This is a genomic window from Brevundimonas mediterranea (genome assembly GCF_014196125.1).
Lineage (GTDB): Bacteria > Pseudomonadota > Alphaproteobacteria > Caulobacterales > Caulobacteraceae > Brevundimonas > Brevundimonas mediterranea.
This window is the reverse complement of record NZ_JACIDA010000001.1, coordinates 726,782-743,918: the sequence shown is the minus strand read 5'-3', so window position 1 is coordinate 743,918 and position 17,137 is coordinate 726,782. Positions and strand designations below refer to the sequence as shown.

The following is a 17,137-nucleotide window of genomic DNA, read 5'->3' as shown; positions in this document are numbered from 1 at the left end:
AAACAGGAGTTTGAATGATCGGCATCTCTGGTCTGAACAGGCAGCAGAATTGATACTTACTGTTGTGGAACGAACACGAAAGGCCGGAACCGGCGAAATGCAAATTGTCGGGGGCGGCTAACCATGCGCCGCCAGCTTCGATCCACGCAGGAGGGTGAAGACAAGGCTGGCGGTCGTGGCTTTACACCTTTGGGCTCCAGGATTCCGTTGGCATCGCTTATCCAGGCATTGGCGGTGGCCGAGCATTTGAACTTCCGCCATGCGGCGGCCGCGCTCGGCGCCAGCCAGTCGAGCGTAAGTCAGCGCATCAAGCTGCTGGAACAGGATCTCGGCATCCTGTTGTTCGAGCGCCATCCCCGTGGCGTCCGGCTGACCGAAGCCGGCCGCCATTTCGTCGAACAGGTCGCCACGGGCATCGACCATCTCGACCATGCCGTGAAGACCGCTGGCATGATCGCAAGCGGCGAGGAAGGGCGTATAAGGATTGGCTTGCATTCACCGCTCGCCGCCGGCTTCCTCGCCGATCTTATCGCCCGCCACCGGGAGCACCGGCCGGGCGTGGATATCGAGATCGCCGAAGGACGGGCCTGCGAGGCCGTCCGCCAGGTCCGGGAAGGGCGGCTCGACGTCGCCTTCGTCGCCGGAAAGGCGGCGGCGGAGGACTGCCATTCCCGGCTTCTGTGGACCGAAGTCCTGGTCGTCGCAGTTGCGGCCGGGCATGCAGTTGCTCATCTTGACCGCGTGACATGGGCCGACCTCACCAAGGAGACGTTCCTTGTCCGATACGGCGGCGCTGGGCCGCAGGCGCACGACCATGTGGCGCGTCGATTGTCTGATCTCGGCTGCAATCCTCAGATATGCCGCTGGGATGTTGGTCGGGACACCCTGTTGCATATGGTCGCCCAGGGCTATGGCGTGATGCTGACCACCGAGGCGACGGCTATGGCGCCTATTCCTGGCGTCGCCTTCCGCCCGATTATCGACGAGCCGGAGCCGGTGAGCTTCAGCGCCGTCTGGTCGCCCCACAATCGCAGCCGGGCGCTTCGCGATCTTTTGGCCCTTGCCAGTCAGGCGAGCCGATCACGCCTTTCGGCCTGATCGCCGCAGCAGCTCGGTCGGCTCGATTCCCAACGCATCGGCGATCTGCCCGAGCACGGTGACGCTCGCCGAGACATCGCCACGCTCGATTGCACCGACGTAACGCGCACTCAGGCCCGCGCGCGCGGCCAGCTCCTCTTGCGTCAGCTTTTGATCGTGGCGTGTCCGACGCAGATTCTTCGCCATGACCTCTTTGAGATCCATGGCGGAAGGGGAACCAAGGTAGGAACGATGGTTCCAGGAACGATCGTTCCCATTCGTGCCGATCGGTGGTATTCAGGGTGATGAAGGGCGGCTTTCCGGTCGCCCCGAAGCTGAATACCACAACGAACGGCGTGGTTGATCCAGAATGGATAGCGCCATCAAGCAACCAGCGTCATTCTTCGACGGTGCCCGTCACCCGATTCGTGGTGACGGTCGTTCCCTGGGCCAAGCGCGCCAATATATCCGCGGCTGCGACCTGGAGTGCGATGGTAATGTCGACGAACTCAACGACATCGATCCGTCTTTCCCCGTTCTCATATTTGGCGACGAAAGATTGCGGCTTGCCAAGAGCGGCAGCAACATCGGCCTGCGTCATACCCCTGTCCTTGCGGGCTTCGACGAGCAGGGACTGGAGAAGCCGCTGTCGTGGCGTACGCAAGGACTTCGGCATTCGGAACGGCGCTCCATTGAAAAAGTGGAGCGATTCCGATAATCCCGAGTTAGGATTATCCCATTTCAGGATTGGTATTGACGCTGGCCCAGGAAGGAGGGCGTTTCATGCGCGTAAAGCCAGAGCTTGATCCCGACGTCGATGACGACGCCCCGACCGGACCCGACATCACCCTCTACGACGAAGCGCATTTCATAACCTACATGCGGCTACTGGATGCCGAGGCCGACGGCGCGGACTGGACCGAGGCGGCCCGCATCGTCCTGCATCGCGATCCCGGCATTGAAGAAGCGCGGACACGGCGCTGCTGGGAAAGCCATCTCGCACGGGCGCAATGGATGACGAAGCACGGCTATCGTCGTCTGCTTGAACAATCCGTCGAGGAAGTCCGCCGTCCCCGATCCTGACCGGCCTGTCTGATCCCACCGATTTGCGCGCCATGGTATCCGGCAGCACGATCACGCTGGTTTTCGGTTGCCTTTCGCTAGAGGGCTTATTCTCTGATCGGCTCCGCACTTACTGCCGATTGGAGCCTTCATGTCGGGAACCCGCGTCCTCTGGGGTCAGATCACTGCCATCTTCATCATCGTGCTGATGACGACATGGAGCGCGACCCAATGGACGGCCTGGCGGCTCGGCTTTCAGCCCCAGCTCGGGACGCCGTGGTTCGAGATGGCAGGCGCACCGTTCTACTATCCGCCAGCCTTCTTCTGGTGGTGGTATGCCTATGACGCCTATGCGCCGTCGGTCTTCATCGAAGGCGCTTTCATCGCCGCGTCGGGCGGCTTCATCGCGATCGTGGTCGCAATCGTCATGTCGATCATCCGGGCGCGGGAAGCCAGGAACGTCGCGACCTACGGTTCGGCCCGCTGGGCGAGCGATGAGGAAATTCGCGCCGCCGGGCTGCTCGGTCCGGACGGCGTCGTGCTCGGCCGCCATGAAGCGGACTATCTGCGCCACGATGGCCCCGAGCATGTGCTGTGCTTCGCTCCGACACGGAGCGGCAAGGGCGTCGGTCTCGTCGTGCCGACGCTGCTGACCTGGCCGGGAAGCGCCATCGTCCATGACATCAAGGGCGAGAATTGGGGACTGACGGCGGGGTTTCGCGCCCGATTCGGCCGCGTCCTCAAATTCGATCCGACCGATCCGCTGTCCGCTCCCTATAATCCACTGCTGGAGGTCCGCCGCGGCGACAAGGAGGTACGCGACGTCCAGAACATCGCCGACATCCTCGTCGATCCCGAAGGCGCGCTCGACCGCCGGAACCATTGGGAGAAGACCAGCCATTCGCTGCTGGTCGGTGCCATCCTCCACGTTCTCTATGCCGAGCTGGACAAGACGCTGGCCGGTGTCGCCAATTTCCTGTCCGATCCCAAGCGCCCGGTGGAAGCGACCTTGCGCGCCATGATGACCACGGCTCATCTCGGCGAAGCGGGTGTTCACCCCGTCGTCGCTTCCGCCGCACGCGAGCTGCTCAACAAATCCGACAATGAGCGCTCCGGCGTGCTGTCGACCGCCATGTCCTTCCTCGGACTCTACCGCGATCCCGTGGTGGCGAAGGTGACGGACCGCTGCGACTGGCGCATCGCCGATCTCGTCACGGAGCGGAATCCTGTCAGCCTCTACCTCGTCGTGCCACCGTCCGACATCAATCGCACCAAGCCGCTGATCCGGCTGATCCTCAACCAGGTCGGGCGACGGCTGACCGAGGAACTGAACGCCAAGGGCCGACGCCATCGCCTGCTCCTAATGCTCGACGAATTCCCAGCGCTTGGCCGACTCGATTTCTTCGAGAGCGCGCTTGCCTTCATGGCGGGCTACAGGATCAAGAGCTTCCTGATCGCGCAGAGCCTCAACCAGATCGAGAAAGCCTACGGCGCCAACAATTCCGTGCTCGACAACTGCCATGTCCGCGTCGCCTTCGCCACCAACGACGAGCGCACCGCCAAGCGCGTCTCGGACACGCTCGGCACCGCGACGGAACTGCGCGATTCCACCAACTATGCCGGCCATCGCCTGTCACCCTGGCTCGGCCATCTGATGGTGTCGCGGCAGGAGACGGCGCGGCCGCTGCTGACACCGGGCGAGGTGATGCAGCTTCCGCCTGCCGACGAGTTGCTGCTGGTATCGGGCATCCACCCGATCCGCGCGAAGAAAGCCCGCTACTATGAAGATCGGCGGCTGATGGAGCGCATCCTGCCGCCGCCGCAACTTACCGCGCAGGATCGGAAGACGCCGAAAACAACAACAGATGATTGGCGTGATCTTCCGGTTCTGACCGCCGCCGCTGCTGCGCGACAGGCGGCAAATGGCGATCCTGTCGACGGCGATCCCGCCAATGCCGGCATCCGCCGCGAGCCGGAACTGCCCGAGCATGAGGAGATCGTACCCGAACAGCGCGTACCCGATCGCGAGTTCGACGTGCTCGACGACGAGCCCGATATCGACGCCGCCAAGGCGAGGGCATTGCGCCAGAATCTTCGGTCTGTCGCGCGTTCGGCGACGATGGACCCGACCGACGGCATCGAGCTTTAGGGGGCGGGCATGATGCAGACCAAGACCCGCATGAACGTCTATTTCGAGCCGGCCCTTCTGAAGCAGGTCGAAGCACTGGCGCTCCGGCGCAACGTCTCCAAATCCGCCGTGATCGAAGCGGCCGTGGCGTCCTTTCTGTCGGACGACGCGTCCGAACGGCTCGAAGCCGTCTTCGCGCGGCGCATGGACAGGCTCGGCCGTCAGATCGACGGGCTGGACGAGGATCTCGCCATTCTTGGCGAGACCGTCTCGCTGTTCATCCGTTTCTGGCTGACCATCACGCCGCCGCTCCCCGACAGCTCGCAAGCCTCGGCGCGCGCGAAGGGCGCGGAGCGGTTCGAAGGGTTCGTGGAAGCGCTGGGGCGGCGGCTGGCGACGGGCGACCGCTTCGTCAGGGAGCTGTCGCGCGATGTGGCGGCCTCGCGAGTCGCCGATCCCGATTCCAGTATCAGCGAGCCGAAAGACGATCCCATCTGAAGTTGCGGTTCCGCCGATAGCCGCCTTTTCTTCGCTATGGCGCGACGACCACAGCACGGTTGTTGCAACGCCCCAATTCCCGCCTCTTCTAATCAACCCCGACGACTGGAGGCACTGACGCCGCCGGTCCCGGATCGGGGTTTTCATGGCAGGCGCGACGTCCAGGGCAGAGGCCATATCACGCGGAACGCGCATGTTGCGGACCGCGCTCGGCCCCGCGATCGCGAGGTTTCTGGAAGACCCCGCCGTCGTCGAGGTGATGCTGAACCCCGACGGCCGGCTCTGGATCGACCGTCTTTCCGAAGGGCTTTCCGATACGGGTGAACGGCTGTCGCCCGCTGACGGCGAGCGCATCGTCCGGCTCGTCGCTCATCATGTCGGTGCCGAGGTCCATTCTGGTTCCCCGCGTGTCTCCGCCGAACTGCCCGAAACGGGCGAGCGGTTCGAGGGCTTGCTGCCGCCCGTCGTTGCAGCGCCTACCTTCGCCATCCGCAAGCCGGCCGTCGCGGTCTTCACCCTCGACGATTATGTCGCCGCCGGCATCATGAACGCCGGACAAGCCGAGACGCTGCGTATCGCCGTCGCCGAACGGAAAAACATCCTCGTCGCCGGTGGCACCTCGACCGGCAAGACCACGCTCACCAATGCACTGCTCGCCGAAGTCGCCAAGACCGCCGATCGCGTTGTGCTGATCGAGGATACGCGCGAACTGCAATGCACGGCGCCGAATCTCGTGGCGCTGCGCACCAAGGATGGCGTCGCCTCGCTCTCCGATCTGGTTCGCTCCTCGCTGCGCCTGCGCCCCGACCGCATCCCGATCGGCGAGGTGCGCGGCTCGGAAGCGCTCGACCTCCTGAAAGCCTGGGGAACGGGGCATCCGGGCGGCATCGGCACCATCCATGCCGGCACCGCCATTGGGGCGCTGCGCCGCATGGAGCAGCTCATTCAGGAAGTCGTCGTCACCGTGCCCCGCGCCCTGATCGCCGAGACGATCGATCTCGTCGCCGTTCTCGCCGGCCGCGGATCGCTGCGCCGCCTCGTCGAACTCGTCCGCGTCGAGGGCCTCGGCCCGACCGGCGATTACGCCATCACCCCCGCAAGCTCAGACCATGGAGATCGATCATGATCCGCAACGCTTCACGCTTCCGCCGCCAGATCGCGACGGCCGCTTCCGCCACCGTCCTCGCACTCGTCATGGCGCCTGCCGCCCATGCCTCCGGCTCTTCCATGCCTTGGGAAGCGCCGCTTCAGTCGATCCTCGAATCCATCGAAGGGCCGGTCGCCAAGATCATCGCCGTGATGATCATCATCATCACCGGCCTGACGCTCGCCTTCGGCGACACCTCGGGCGGCGCCCGCAAGCTGATCCAGATCGTGTTCGGTCTGTCGATCGCCTTCGCGGCCAGTTCCTTCTTCCTGTCGTTCTTCTCCTTCGGCGGCGGAGCGCTCATCTGATGGCGGGCCTGACCGACAACGGGGATGTTCCGGGCTTCTTCGCGCCCGTGCATCGGGCGCTGACCGATCCGATCCTGCTCGGCGGTGCCCCGCGCGCCATCGCCATCGCCAACGGCACCCTCGCGGCCGCTGTGGCGCTCGGTCTTCGGCTCTGGCTGGTTGGCCTCGTCGTGTGGATCGTCGGCCACGCCGCCGCCGTCTGGGCGGCCAAGCGTGATCCCCAGTTCGTCGACGTGGTGCGCCGGCATCTGCGCTATCCGCCGTTCTTGCGCGCGTGAGGTTCGAGCCATGATGAACCTCGCCGAATATCGCAATCGCACCGCCGGCCTCGCCGACTTCCTGCCCTGGGCCGCGCTGGTGGCGCGGGGCGTCGTCCTCAACAAGGATAGCAGTTTCCAGCGGACGGCGCGGTTCCGCGGTCCCGATCTGGACAGCGCAACGCCCGCCGAGCTGGTCGGCACGACCGCGCGCCTCAACAATGCGTTGCGCCGTCTCGGTTCCGGCTGGGCGATCTTCGTCGAGGCGCAGCGCGATCCGGCCACGACCTATCCGGCGAGCATGTTTGCGGATTCGGTCTCGGCGCTGATCGATATCGAGCGCCGCGAGCAGTTCGAGGAAGCCGGCGTCCATTTCGAGAGCCGCTACTATCTCACCTTCGTCTGGATGCCGCCGCCCGAGGATGCCGCCCGCGCCGAAAGCTGGCTCTACGAGGGCAAGGCAGTATCCGGTGTCGATGCCTGGGAAGTGTTACGCGGCTTCATCGACCGCACGACCCGAGTGCTCCAGCTCGTTGAAGGGTTCATGCCCGAGGCCGAGTGGCTCGATGACGGCGCGACGCTGACCTACCTGCATTCGACCGTTTCGACCAAGCGCCAGAACGTCCGCGTCCCCGAGATCCCGATGTATCTGGACAGCCTCCTGGCCGACGAGCCGCTGACCGGCGGTCTCGAACCGCGCCTGGGCCGCGCGCATCTGCGCACGCTGACCGTGGTCGGATTCCCGACCCTGACCTTTCCCGGCATCCTCGACGAACTGAACCGGCTCGCCTTCCCCTATCGCTGGTCGACGCGGGCGATCCTGCTCGACAAGACCGAGGCGGTGAAGCTGTTGACCAAGATCCGGCGGCAGTGGTTCGCCAAGCGCAAGTCGATCGCCGCCATCCTCAAGGAGATCATGACCAACGAGGCGTCGGCGCTGCTCGACAGCGACGCCGCCAACAAGGCGGCCGACGCCGATCTCGCCTTGCAGGAGCTGGGCGCCGACGATGTGGGCCAAGCCTTCGTCACCGCCACGGTGACGGTCTGGGATGACGATCCCGGCATCGCGGCCGAGAAGCTGCGCCTCGTCGAAAAAATCATCCAGGGCCGCGACTTCACCTGCGTCACCGAGGGCGTCAACGCCATCGAAGCCTGGCTCGGCAGCGTGCCGGGGCACCTCTACGCCAATGTCCGGCAACCGCCGGTCTCCACCCTCAATCTCGCCCACATGATCCCGCTTTCGGCGGTGTGGGCGGGGCCGGAACGGGACGAGCATCTTGCAGCGCCCCCACTGCTCTTCGGCCGGACCGAAGGCTCGACCCCGTTCCGGTTTTCCCTTCATGTCGGCGATGTCGGGCACACGCTGATCGTCGGCCCGACCGGCGCCGGCAAATCGGTACTGCTGGCGCTGATGGCGCTCCAGTTCCGCCGCTACGAGGGCTCCCAGGTCTTCGCCTTCGATTTCGGCGGCTCGATCCGGGCGGCCGCGATCGCTTGTGGCGGCGACTGGCACGATCTCGGCGGCGGCCTGACGGAAGGGTCGGACACCTCCGTCTCGCTTCAGCCGCTCGCCCGCATCCATGAGACGCCCGAACGGGCCTGGGCCGCCGATTGGATCGTCGGCATCCTGGCGCGCGAAGGCGTCACCGTCGACCCGATCGCCAAGGAGCATATCTGGTCGGCGCTGACCTCGCTCGCTTCATCGCCAGTCACTGAGCGGACGCTGACGGGCCTCGCGGTCCTGTTGCAATCCGCCCCGCTCAAGCAGGCGTTGCAACCCTATTGCGTCGGCGGTCCCTTCGGCCGGCTGCTCGATGCTGAATCCGAGCAGCTCGGCCGATCCAGCGTGCAGGCGTTCGAGACTGAGGGCCTGATCGGCGCGGGCGCCGCGCCGGCCGTGCTCACCTACCTGTTCCATCGCATCGAGGGCAGGCTGGACGGCCGGCCGACGCTGCTCATCATTGACGAGGGCTGGCTGGTCCTCGACGATCCGGCCTTCGCGCAGCAACTGCGCGAATGGCTGAAGACGCTCAGGAAGAAGAACGCCAGCGTCGTCTTCGCGACCCAGAGCCTGTCGGACATCGACAACAGCAGCATCGCGCCGGCGATCGTCGAGAGCTGCCCGACGCGCATTTTCCTGCCCAACGAACGCTCCATCGAGCCGCAGATCACCGCGATCTATCGCCGCTTCGGCCTCAACGATCGCCAGATCGAAATCATCGCGCGGGCGACGCCGCAACGCGACTATTACTGCCAGTCGCGGCGCGGCAACCGTCTCTTCGAGCTGGGCCTGGGCCACATCGCGCTCGCCTTCTGCGCGGCCTCGTCCAAGCGCCACCACCTGGCGATCGACAGGGTGCTCGGCGCTGTCGGCCGCGACAATTTCGTCGAAGCCTGGCTCGCCGAATGTTCGCTCGGCTGGGCGGCCGATCTCGTCCCCGACCTCACCAACGTCATCCCCCAAACCAACCAGGAGTCCAGGCCATGACCCATATCCGTTCCCGCTCGCGCACGGCGTTGCTCACCGCAACCGTGCTCGCTCTCCCGCTCAGCCTGTCGCCCATAATGATCCAGCCGGCATCGGCGCAATGGATCGTCTATGACCCGACCAACTACGTCCAGAACGTGCTGTCGGCGACGCGGGCGCTCCAACAGGTCAACAACCAGATCACCTCGCTGCAGAACGAGGCGCAGTCGCTGATCAACCAGGCCCGCAACCTCGCCAGCCTGCCGCATTCCTCGCTTCAGCAATTGCAGCAATCGGTCCAGCGCACGCAGCAGCTTCTCACGCAGGCGCAGCGCATCGCCTTCGACGTCCAGCAAATCGATCGCGCTTTCCAGACGACTTACGGCAGCGCCTCGCTCTCGGCCTCCGATCAGGAACTGATCGCGGGCGCCCGCGAGCGCTGGCAGAATACGGTCGGCGGCCTTCAAGATGCCATGCGTGTGCAGGCGGGTGTCGTCGGTAACATCGACACCAACCGCGCCGAGATGTCGGCGCTGATCGGCCAGAGCCAGGGCGCAACGGGCGCGCTTCAGGCGACGCAGGCCGGCAACCAGCTTCTGGCGCTGCAAGCGCAGCAGCTCGCCGATCTCACCGCCGTCGTGGCGGCGAACGGCCGCGCCGACGCCCTGTCCGCAGCAGAGCGGGCCGCCGCGGCCGAACAGGGCCGCGAGCAGCGTCGCCGCTTCCTGACGCCGGGGACGCCTTATCAGCCCGGCAATGCCCGGATGTTCCCGAACGGGAACTGAGGCCAGGCCGATGGACGGAAAAATGCTCGCCCGCCTCGCCGCTGTGGTCTTCGTCGCCTTCGCCCTGACGGCGACGGCGATCGAGCTGACGCGCCAGGACGACGCCCCGCCGCCGCGATCCGTGGTTACGCCCCCTGCGGAAGCGGCGGTCGCCGATCCGCTGCGTGTCGATCTGATCCGCTGCCAGGCCCTCGGCGAGGCGGCGACCAGCGACCCGGCCTGTATGCGCGCCTGGGCCGAGAACCGTCGGCGCTTCCTCGCACCCGGCGCTCGTCCCGCTGAGCGCTTGCCCGCCGTGCCGTATCCGCCCCGTTCAGCGACCACGGCGGCTGACGATGATCCCATCCGCAAGGAAACCGCGCCTGTGATCACGCCGCAAGCCGACGAGGTTCGATAGCATCATGGGCGGCACCGGCGTCATAGACCGATTTCTGGAGGTCTTCACCCGCTACATTGACAGCGGCTTCGGCCTGCTAAGCGGCGAGGTGGCGTTCATCGCCACGACGTTGATCGTCATCGACGTGACGCTCGCCGCCCTGTTCTGGTCGTGGGGCGCCGACGACGACATCCTCGCGCGGCTGGTCAAGAAGACCCTGTTCGTCGGCGTCTTCGCCTACATCATCGGCAACTGGAACAATCTCGCCCAGATCATCTTCGAGAGCTTCGCCGGCCTTGGACTTCAGGCGAGCGGTACCGGCTTCACCACAGCCGACCTCATGCGTCCGGGTCGCGTCGCCCAGACCGGGCTCGATGCAGGCCGGCCGCTGCTTGCCGCCATATCCGATCTCCTCGGCCCCATCGCCTTTTTCGAGAACTTCATCCAGATCGCGTGCCTGCTGCTCGCCTGGGTGCTGGTGCTGCTGGCCTTCTTCATCCTTGCCATCCAGCTCTTCGTCACCTTGATCGAGTTCAAGCTGACGACGCTCGCCGGTTTCGTGCTCATCCCCTTCGGCCTGTTCGGCAAATCCGCCTTCATGGCGGAGAAGGTGCTGGGCAACGTCATCTCGTCGGGCATCAAGGTGCTGGTGCTCGCCGTGATCATCGGTATCGGCTCGACGCTGTTTGCCGAATTCACCCAAGGCTTCGGCGGCAACCAGCCGTCCATCGACGACGCCATGGCGATCGTGCTGGCAGCACTTTCCCTTCTCGGCCTCGGCATCTTCGGTCCCGGCATCGCCAACGGCCTCGTCTCCGGCGGCCCTCAACTTGGCGCCGGCGCGGCCGTCGGCACGGGTCTTGCCGTCGGCGGCGCGATGATGGCGGGCGGCGCGGCCGGGGGGATGGCGCTGCGCGGCGGCGCTGCCGCGCTGTCCGGAGGAGCTGCCGCTGCCCGTGGTGGCGCGGCGATGGCAGGCGGGGCAGCAACTTCCTACAGCCTCGCCTCCGCCGGCCAATCCGGCGCGGCGGGCGTCGCCTCCGGCCTCGGCGGTGTCGCCAGAGCGGGTGCCGGCGCGGCGGCGCAGCCCGTCAAGAATGCCATGTCCCGAGCCGCCGGGTCGATGAAGCAGAGCTTCGACAAAGGCGGCGCCGCCGCCTTTGTCGCCACCGGCGGCTCCTCGACCCAGGGCACGATCGGCGGCGGCACTGAGGCTGCCGGCGCTTCGTCAACGGCACCCTCCGACGGCCCGCCTGCATGGGCCAAGCGCATGAAGCGCTCCCAGACACTGAGCCACGGCGCAATGACCGTCGGCCACGCCATCCGCTCCGGCGACAGCCATGGCGGCGGCTCCTCCATCAACCTCTCCGAAAGCGACCGCTGATGTTCAAACGCCCGTCCATCCGCTACGGCAAAACGCCCGATCCCGAAACCCCTTATCAGAAGGCCGCCCAGCTCTGGGACGAACGGATCGGTTCCGCCCGCGTCCAGGCGAAGAACTGGCGGCTAGCGGCCTTCGGCTCGCTCCTGCTCGCCGGCGGCTTCGCGGGCGCGCTGGTCTGGCAATCGGCGCGGGGAACCGTCGTCCCCTGGGTAGTACAGGTCGACCGGCTCGGCGAAGCCCAGGCCGTCGCGCCGGCGCAAGCCGACTATCGCCCGACCGATCCGCAGGTCGCCTTCCATCTCAGCCGTTTCATCGAGCAGGTCCGCTCGATCCCGGCCGATCCGATCATCGTGCGCCAGAATTGGCTCAGGGCCTATGAGTTCACGACCGATCGCGGCGCCATGGCGCTCAATGACTACGCCCGCGCCAACGATCCCTTCACGCGGGTCGGCCGCCAGCAGATCGCCGTCGAGGTGTCGAGCGTCATCCGCGCCTCGCCGGACTCGTTCCGCGTCGCCTGGACCGAGCGCCGCTACGAGAACGGCCAGCTCGCCACCACAGAGCGGTGGACGGCGATCCTCACCGTCGTCATCCAGCCGCCTCGCGATGCCGAGCGGCTGAGACGGAACCCGCTCGGAATCTACATCAACGCCATCAACTGGTCGAAGGAGCTGGGGCAATGAACCTGCCGTCTTTCAACGAAGCCGGCAACCCGGCTCGCCCGACAACCGTCATTCCGGCGATCCGCAAAGGCGGGTTGGCGGCTGTCTGTAAATCCGCTCTTCCGTTCGTGCTGCTGTCGGCGACCGCGCTTGCGGGGTGTGCGACCAGCAAATTCATTCCACCCGACATCGACTACGACAACGCCGCGCCCGCCGTGCAGACCGTCGATCCGCCGGCGCCCGTCACCGTGATTGAACTACCGCGACCCCTGCCGCTGCCCGGCCAGATGAAGCCGGTCGAGGAATCGCGCCGGCCGGCCGAGCCGCGCGAGCCGACGGCACGGGTCAATCAGGCCAACGTCGCAGCCCGCGTCGAGCCGGTGCGCGACGGCTTCATCAACGCCATGCAGGTCTATCCCTACACGGGCGGCGCGCTCTATCAGGTCTATACCGCCGTCGGCCAGATCACCGACATCGCGCTCCAGCCCGGTGAGCAGTTGGTCGGCTCCGGCCCGGTCGCAGCGGGCGACACCGTGCGCTGGATCATCGGCGATACCGAGAGTGGATCGGGCGCCACGCGCCAGATTCACATCCTGGTCAAACCCACCCGCGCGGACCTGATGACCAACCTCGTCATCAACACCGATCGCCGCACCTACCACATGGAGCTGCGCTCTACCGAGCGCACCTATATGGCGTCCGTATCGTGGCAATATCCGCAGGATCAGCTCATCGCGCTACGCCGCCAGAGCGCGCAGGCCCAGGCCGCCCAGCCAGTAGCCTCGGGCGTCGACGTCTCGGCGCTGAACTTCCGCTACGCGATCGAAGGCGGCACGCCGGCCTGGCGGCCGCTGCGCGCCTTCGACGACGGCGCCAAGGTCTATATCGAATTCCCGTCCGGTATCCGGCAGGGCGAGATGCCGCCGCTCTTCGTCATCGGCGCGGGCGGGGATTCCGAGCTGGTCAACTACCGCGTCCGCCAGAACTATTATGTCGTCGACCGCCTGTTCGCCGCCGCCGAATTGCGCCTCGGCGACGGCAATTCCGCGCGGCGTGTCCGGATCATCCGAACCGATGGAAGGCCGCGCTCATGACGGACGGGGTGGAAGCCGGCACCGACGACGCGGCCGTCGCAACGCCGGACCTGCGCTTGCGGGCCGAGCGCCCGCGCGTCACACGCCTGTCCCGCAAGGTGCTGATCGGCCTTGGCGGCGTTTCGGGCATCGCCATCGCCGGGGCGCTGATCTACGCGCTTCAGACGGGCGATGGCGACCCCGGCAACGAGGAGCTTTACTCGACCGAGAGCCGCACCACGGCGGACGGTCTCGCCGGCCTGCCGCGCGATTACAGCGCCGTCCCGCAGCTTGGTCCGCCGTTGCCCGGCGATCTCGGCCGACCGATCCTCGACGCGCAGAATCGCGGACAGCCGGTGCCCGCTACCGGCCCGATGCCGGCGCCCGGCATCAGCCCAGAAGAACAGCGCCGCTTGCAGGAGATCGAGGCCGCGCGATTGAGCCGTCTCTTTTCCGGCACGGAAACGCGCGCCGTTCCGGCAATGCCTGGAGACACACCGAGCGCCAATCCGCTGCCTATGCCCGACCTCACCGCCCTTGGTCTCGCGCCGCAACCGGCCACGCCGAGCGCGACGGACCGCCAACTCGCCTTCGTCAACGGCCCGGTCGATCGCCGCACCGTCTCGGCCGATCGGCTCGTGCCGGCCGCATCCCCCTATGTGGTGCAGACGGGGAGCGTCATCGCGGCCGCGCTCATCACCGGCATCCGCTCCGATCTTCCCGGCCAGATCACCGCCCAGATCACGGAGCATGTCTATGACACCCCGTCCGGACGGCACCTCCTGATCCCGCAGGGCTCCCGCCTGATCGGCCAGTATGACAGCCAGGTCGCGTTTGGGCAGAGCCGCGTGCTGCTCGTGTGGAACCGCATTATCCTGCCGGACGGCCAGTCCATCGTTCTCGAGCGCCAGCAGGGCGCCGACGCGCAAGGCTTCTCCGGTCTGGAGGACGAGGTCGACTTTCACTGGGGCCAACTCTTCCGGGCGGCCGCGCTCTCGACGCTGCTCGGCGTCGGCGCGGAACTCGGGCGCAACTCCAACGAGGACGACATCGCCGCCGCGATCCGCGACAGCGCGCAGGACTCGATCAGCCAAACCGGCCAGCAGATCGTGCAACGCCAGCTCAACATCAAACCCACTTTGACCATCCGGCAGGGTTTCCCCGTGCGCGTCATCGTCAACCGGGATCTCGTGTTGGCGCCCTACGGGCAGGAAGCAACACCATGACCAAGCTCAAGCTCGGCCCGCTCGTCGAGGACAAGCCCGTCAAGCTCACTGTCGACCTGCCGGCATCCGTCCATCGTGATCTAACCGCCTACGCCGAGGCGCTCGGCCGGGCCACGGGACAGCCGGTTGCCGATCCCGTCAAGCTCATTGTCCCGATGCTGGAGCGGTTCATGGCGACGGATCGGGCCTTTGCGAAGGCCCGGCGTGCGTCGGCAGGCTCGTCTTAGGAGCGCTTCGGCCTCTCTGCCCGTCACCCCGTGCCGCCGCAAAGGCCTAGCATGGCGTAGAATTGGGATGCCAAGCGTACCATGGCGTAGGATTGGGTTGTTCTGCGTGCCGGCCCTTCGGGCGATCCTGTCGGAATGTCCCGAGCGCGCGCCCATCGCAGCAGAGGCCGTCCCCGGTGCGCCGTTCCCGGCATCCTGCCCGACGATCTCTACGACTACGCCCGAATACCCGCGCCTCGTCTCGGCCGGCCACGGAAGCACGATGTTGAGACGTGGCGCGTCACCGATGACTGGCCCGAGCGCGTGCCGGTCTCAGAGGCTGAGATCGACGTGTTCGAGGCGTGGTTCGGCGACCTGTTCGACGAGCTGTTTGGGCCGTGCCGGTGAAGAGGCCAGACCTGGCACATGATCGACGGCCGGCCTCGGTCCCTGCTGTTTGGGAACGCGCGGTGGACGTGTCCGAGGCGTGATTCTGTGACGCCCTCGACGACCTGTGTTCGGGCCGTCCCGACGAACAGGTGACTTGACGATGTTATCTCGCACTGATAAGTATGTGCCGTGAGAGAGGTTCGCGATCCGAGCCTGGACGCTTTGCTGGACCTCGACGGCCAGGTGCTCGTCGTCGATCCGGACGGTGGCCATTGGGTGAAGTTCGTCGTCACGACGGTGCCGGTCTCGCCGGAGAAGCCGCACGGGTTGGATTACTCGCTCACGCTTCACGGGCCTTCGGGCGAACGGCTGGTCGGGTTCGACAACGCCCATCCCGTCGGTCGCCGGAAGCGCGGCGAGCCGCAGGATCATCGGCACCGGCTCCGCACCGTGAAGCCTTACGACTACCAGGACGCCGGCACGCTCATGGCCGACTTCTGGGAGACGGTGGACGCGGTGCTGAAGGTACGAGGAGTCATCTGATGACGACGCTGAAGGTCGGGATCGCCGACTACGACGAGATGAAGGCGCGCACGATGCGGATCGCCCGTGGCGAGGAGCGCCCCGGCGCGGACGAGCCGAAGGTGTGGTTCACCTCGACCGAGTCCTTCGCCAAGGTGCTGTCGGCGGGCAACCGCGACTTGCTTCGCGTCATCGCGGAGAAGGCGCCGGGCTCGCTTGAGGAACTGTCCGAGATCACCGGACGAGCCAAGTCCAACCTGTCGCGCACGCTCAAGACCATGGCGGGTTACGGCCTGATCCGCATGGAGAAGGGTGAGGGCCGCAGGCTAGCGCCCAGGGTGGTGCATGACCGGGTGGCGCTGGAACTGCCACTGACGGAGCAGACCGAGCCCTTGGCGGCGGCAGGAGGCCGGCGATGACCGTGCTCCAGACCGGCATAGCGACGCGCGCCGCCCTTTATCTGCGCGTCTCGACGGCGCGGCAGGCCGAGCACGACGTATCGATCCCCGACCAGAAGCGGCAGGGTGAAGCCTATTGCGTTACGCGCAGCTACCAGCTCGTCGAAACCTTCGTAGAGCCGGGCGCGTCGGCGACCAACGACCGCCGGCCCGAATTCCAGCGGATGATCGAGGCTGGCACCAGCAAGCCGGCTTCCTTCGATATCGTCGTTGTCCATAGCTTCTCGCGCTTCTTCCGCGATCATTTCGAGCTGGAGTTCTACGTCAGGAAGCTCGCCAAGAACGGTGTCAAGCTCGTCTCGATGACGCAGGAGCTGGGCGACGACCCGATGCACGTCATGATGCGCCAGATCATGGCGCTGTTCGACGAGTATCAGTCGAAGGAGAACGCCAAACACGTCTTGCGCGCTTTGAAGGAGAACGCCCGGCAGGGCTTTTGGAACGGCTCGCTGCCGCCGATCGGCTACCGCGTCGTCGCGGCCGAGCAGCGCGGGACCAAGGTCAAGAAGAAGCTGGAGATCGATCCGCTGCACGCCGACACGGTGCGGCTGATTTACAGGCTGGCGCTGGAGGGGGACGGCACCTCCGGTCCCTTGGGCGTGAAGGCCATCACGACCTACCTCAACGCCCGGCGCATCTTCACCCGTGACGGCGGACGCTGGGGGATCGGACAGCTTCACCGCATCTTGACCCGCAAGACCTATATCGGCCAGCACGAGTTCAACAAGCGGTCCAAGACCAAGGAACTTAAGCCTGTCAGCGAAGTAATCGCCGTGGCGGTGCCGCCGCTGATCGACCAGGCGACCTTCGACGCCGTGCAGGCACATCTGCGCTCACGCAATCCGAAGGTCATGCCCGCCCGCGTCGTCAGCGGTCCGACGCTCCTGACCGGCATCTGCTTCTGCGCCGACTGCGGTGGCGCGATGACGCTGCGCACCGGCAAGAGCGGGCGCTATCGCTACTACACCTGCTCGATCAAGGCGCGGCAGGGTGAGACCGGCTGCAAGGGCCGTTCGATCCCCATGGAGAAGCTGGACGGTCTCGTCGCCAGCCATATCGAGGACCGGCTGCTGGAGCCCGAAAGGCTGGAACACGTCCTCGCTTCCGTCCT

Annotated in this window: 19 protein-coding genes and 1 pseudogene; 18 read left to right on the top strand and 2 right to left on the bottom strand. The window is 66.1% G+C overall.

Annotated features, from left to right (window positions below; translation table 11 throughout):
- Positions 1–123: 123 nt before the first annotated feature.
- The gene (locus GGR11_RS03800; protein ID WP_183195468.1) at positions 124–1,098 is read left to right on the top strand and encodes a LysR family transcriptional regulator; all 975 of its coding nucleotides are present in this window, start codon (positions 124–126) and stop codon (positions 1,096–1,098) included.
- Here the strand turns inward: GGR11_RS03800 and GGR11_RS03795 are convergent.
- Positions 1,081–1,284, bottom strand: a complete 204-nt coding sequence (locus GGR11_RS03795; protein WP_246331524.1) for a helix-turn-helix domain-containing protein — start codon at positions 1,282–1,284, stop codon at positions 1,081–1,083. The two genes, GGR11_RS03800 and GGR11_RS03795, sit on opposite strands and share 18 nt — an antisense overlap.
- Before the next feature lie 190 nt (positions 1,285–1,474).
- The gene (locus GGR11_RS16980; protein WP_221205081.1) at positions 1,475–1,678 is read right to left on the bottom strand and encodes a helix-turn-helix domain-containing protein; all 204 of its coding nucleotides are present in this window, start codon (positions 1,676–1,678) and stop codon (positions 1,475–1,477) included.
- A 152-nt stretch (positions 1,679–1,830) separates the two neighbouring features.
- Here GGR11_RS16980 and GGR11_RS03785 point away from each other — a divergent pair, with 152 nt between their 5' ends.
- The 17 genes and pseudogenes from GGR11_RS03785 to GGR11_RS16975 form a co-directional block, all read left to right on the top strand.
- Positions 1,831–2,160, top strand: coding sequence for a DNA -binding domain-containing protein (locus GGR11_RS03785; RefSeq protein ID WP_425485661.1), 330 nt, complete (start codon positions 1,831–1,833; stop codon positions 2,158–2,160).
- A 130-nt stretch (positions 2,161–2,290) separates the two neighbouring features.
- The gene (locus GGR11_RS03780; RefSeq protein WP_183195465.1) at positions 2,291–4,288 is read left to right on the top strand and encodes a conjugal transfer protein TraG; all 1,998 of its coding nucleotides are present in this window, start codon (positions 2,291–2,293) and stop codon (positions 4,286–4,288) included.
- A 9-nt stretch (positions 4,289–4,297) separates the two neighbouring features.
- Complete coding sequence (locus GGR11_RS03775; RefSeq protein ID WP_425485660.1) at positions 4,298–4,765, top strand: ribbon-helix-helix domain-containing protein; 468 nt, start codon at positions 4,298–4,300, stop codon at positions 4,763–4,765.
- Between the two features lie 193 nt (positions 4,766–4,958).
- Positions 4,959–5,891, top strand: a complete 933-nt coding sequence (trbB, locus tag GGR11_RS03770) for a P-type conjugative transfer ATPase TrbB (protein WP_425485659.1) — start codon at positions 4,959–4,961, stop codon at positions 5,889–5,891.
- Positions 5,888–6,220, top strand: coding sequence for a TrbC/VirB2 family type IV secretion system protein (locus tag GGR11_RS03765; protein WP_183195463.1), 333 nt, complete (start codon positions 5,888–5,890; stop codon positions 6,218–6,220). The genes trbB and GGR11_RS03765 overlap by 4 nt, the downstream gene beginning before the upstream one ends.
- Positions 6,220–6,498, top strand: a complete 279-nt coding sequence (locus tag GGR11_RS03760; RefSeq protein ID WP_183195462.1) for a VirB3 family type IV secretion system protein — start codon at positions 6,220–6,222, stop codon at positions 6,496–6,498. Before GGR11_RS03765 ends, GGR11_RS03760 begins: the two co-directional genes overlap by 1 nt.
- 10 nt (positions 6,499–6,508) lie before the next feature.
- Positions 6,509–8,965 (top strand): conjugal transfer protein TrbE, encoded by a 2,457-nt coding sequence (trbE, locus tag GGR11_RS03755; RefSeq protein ID WP_183195461.1) that lies wholly within the window; start codon positions 6,509–6,511, stop codon positions 8,963–8,965.
- Positions 8,962–9,729, top strand: coding sequence for a P-type conjugative transfer protein TrbJ (gene trbJ, locus GGR11_RS03750; protein ID WP_183195460.1), 768 nt, complete (start codon positions 8,962–8,964; stop codon positions 9,727–9,729). The genes trbE and trbJ overlap by 4 nt, the downstream gene beginning before the upstream one ends.
- 22 nt (positions 9,730–9,751) lie before the next feature.
- Complete coding sequence (trbK-alt, locus tag GGR11_RS03745; RefSeq protein WP_246331521.1) at positions 9,752–10,126, top strand: putative entry exclusion protein TrbK-alt; 375 nt, start codon at positions 9,752–9,754, stop codon at positions 10,124–10,126.
- Between the two features lie 4 nt (positions 10,127–10,130).
- Entirely contained in the window at positions 10,131–11,489 is a 1,359-nt protein-coding gene (trbL, locus tag GGR11_RS03740) for a P-type conjugative transfer protein TrbL (protein ID WP_183195458.1), read from the top strand.
- Positions 11,489–12,172, top strand: a complete 684-nt coding sequence (gene trbF, locus GGR11_RS03735; protein ID WP_183195457.1) for a conjugal transfer protein TrbF — start codon at positions 11,489–11,491, stop codon at positions 12,170–12,172. Before trbL ends, trbF begins: the two co-directional genes overlap by 1 nt.
- The gene (gene trbG, locus GGR11_RS03730; RefSeq protein WP_183195456.1) at positions 12,169–13,245 is read left to right on the top strand and encodes a P-type conjugative transfer protein TrbG; all 1,077 of its coding nucleotides are present in this window, start codon (positions 12,169–12,171) and stop codon (positions 13,243–13,245) included. The genes trbF and trbG overlap by 4 nt, the downstream gene beginning before the upstream one ends.
- Entirely contained in the window at positions 13,242–14,450 is a 1,209-nt protein-coding gene (locus tag GGR11_RS03725; protein ID WP_183195455.1) for a TraB/TrbI/VirB10 family type IV secretion system protein, read from the top strand. Before trbG ends, GGR11_RS03725 begins: the two co-directional genes overlap by 4 nt.
- Positions 14,447–14,677 carry a DUF2274 domain-containing protein gene (locus tag GGR11_RS03720; RefSeq protein ID WP_183195454.1) on the top strand — a complete coding sequence of 77 codons (231 nt, stop codon included), beginning with the start codon at positions 14,447–14,449 and terminating at the stop codon, positions 14,675–14,677. The genes GGR11_RS03725 and GGR11_RS03720 overlap by 4 nt, the downstream gene beginning before the upstream one ends.
- A gap of 591 nt (positions 14,678–15,268) precedes the next feature.
- Positions 15,269–15,589 carry a toxin-antitoxin system TumE family protein gene (locus GGR11_RS03715; protein ID WP_246331519.1) on the top strand — a complete coding sequence of 107 codons (321 nt, stop codon included), beginning with the start codon at positions 15,269–15,271 and terminating at the stop codon, positions 15,587–15,589.
- Positions 15,589–15,987, top strand: coding sequence for an HVO_A0114 family putative DNA-binding protein (locus GGR11_RS03710; RefSeq protein ID WP_183195452.1), 399 nt, complete (start codon positions 15,589–15,591; stop codon positions 15,985–15,987). The genes GGR11_RS03715 and GGR11_RS03710 overlap by 1 nt, the downstream gene beginning before the upstream one ends.
- A pseudogene (locus tag GGR11_RS16975) lies at positions 15,984–17,072 on the top strand (recombinase family protein); the annotation flags it as partial. The gene GGR11_RS03710 and the pseudogene GGR11_RS16975, both read left to right, overlap by 4 nt.
- Positions 17,073–17,137 lie beyond the last annotated feature (65 nt).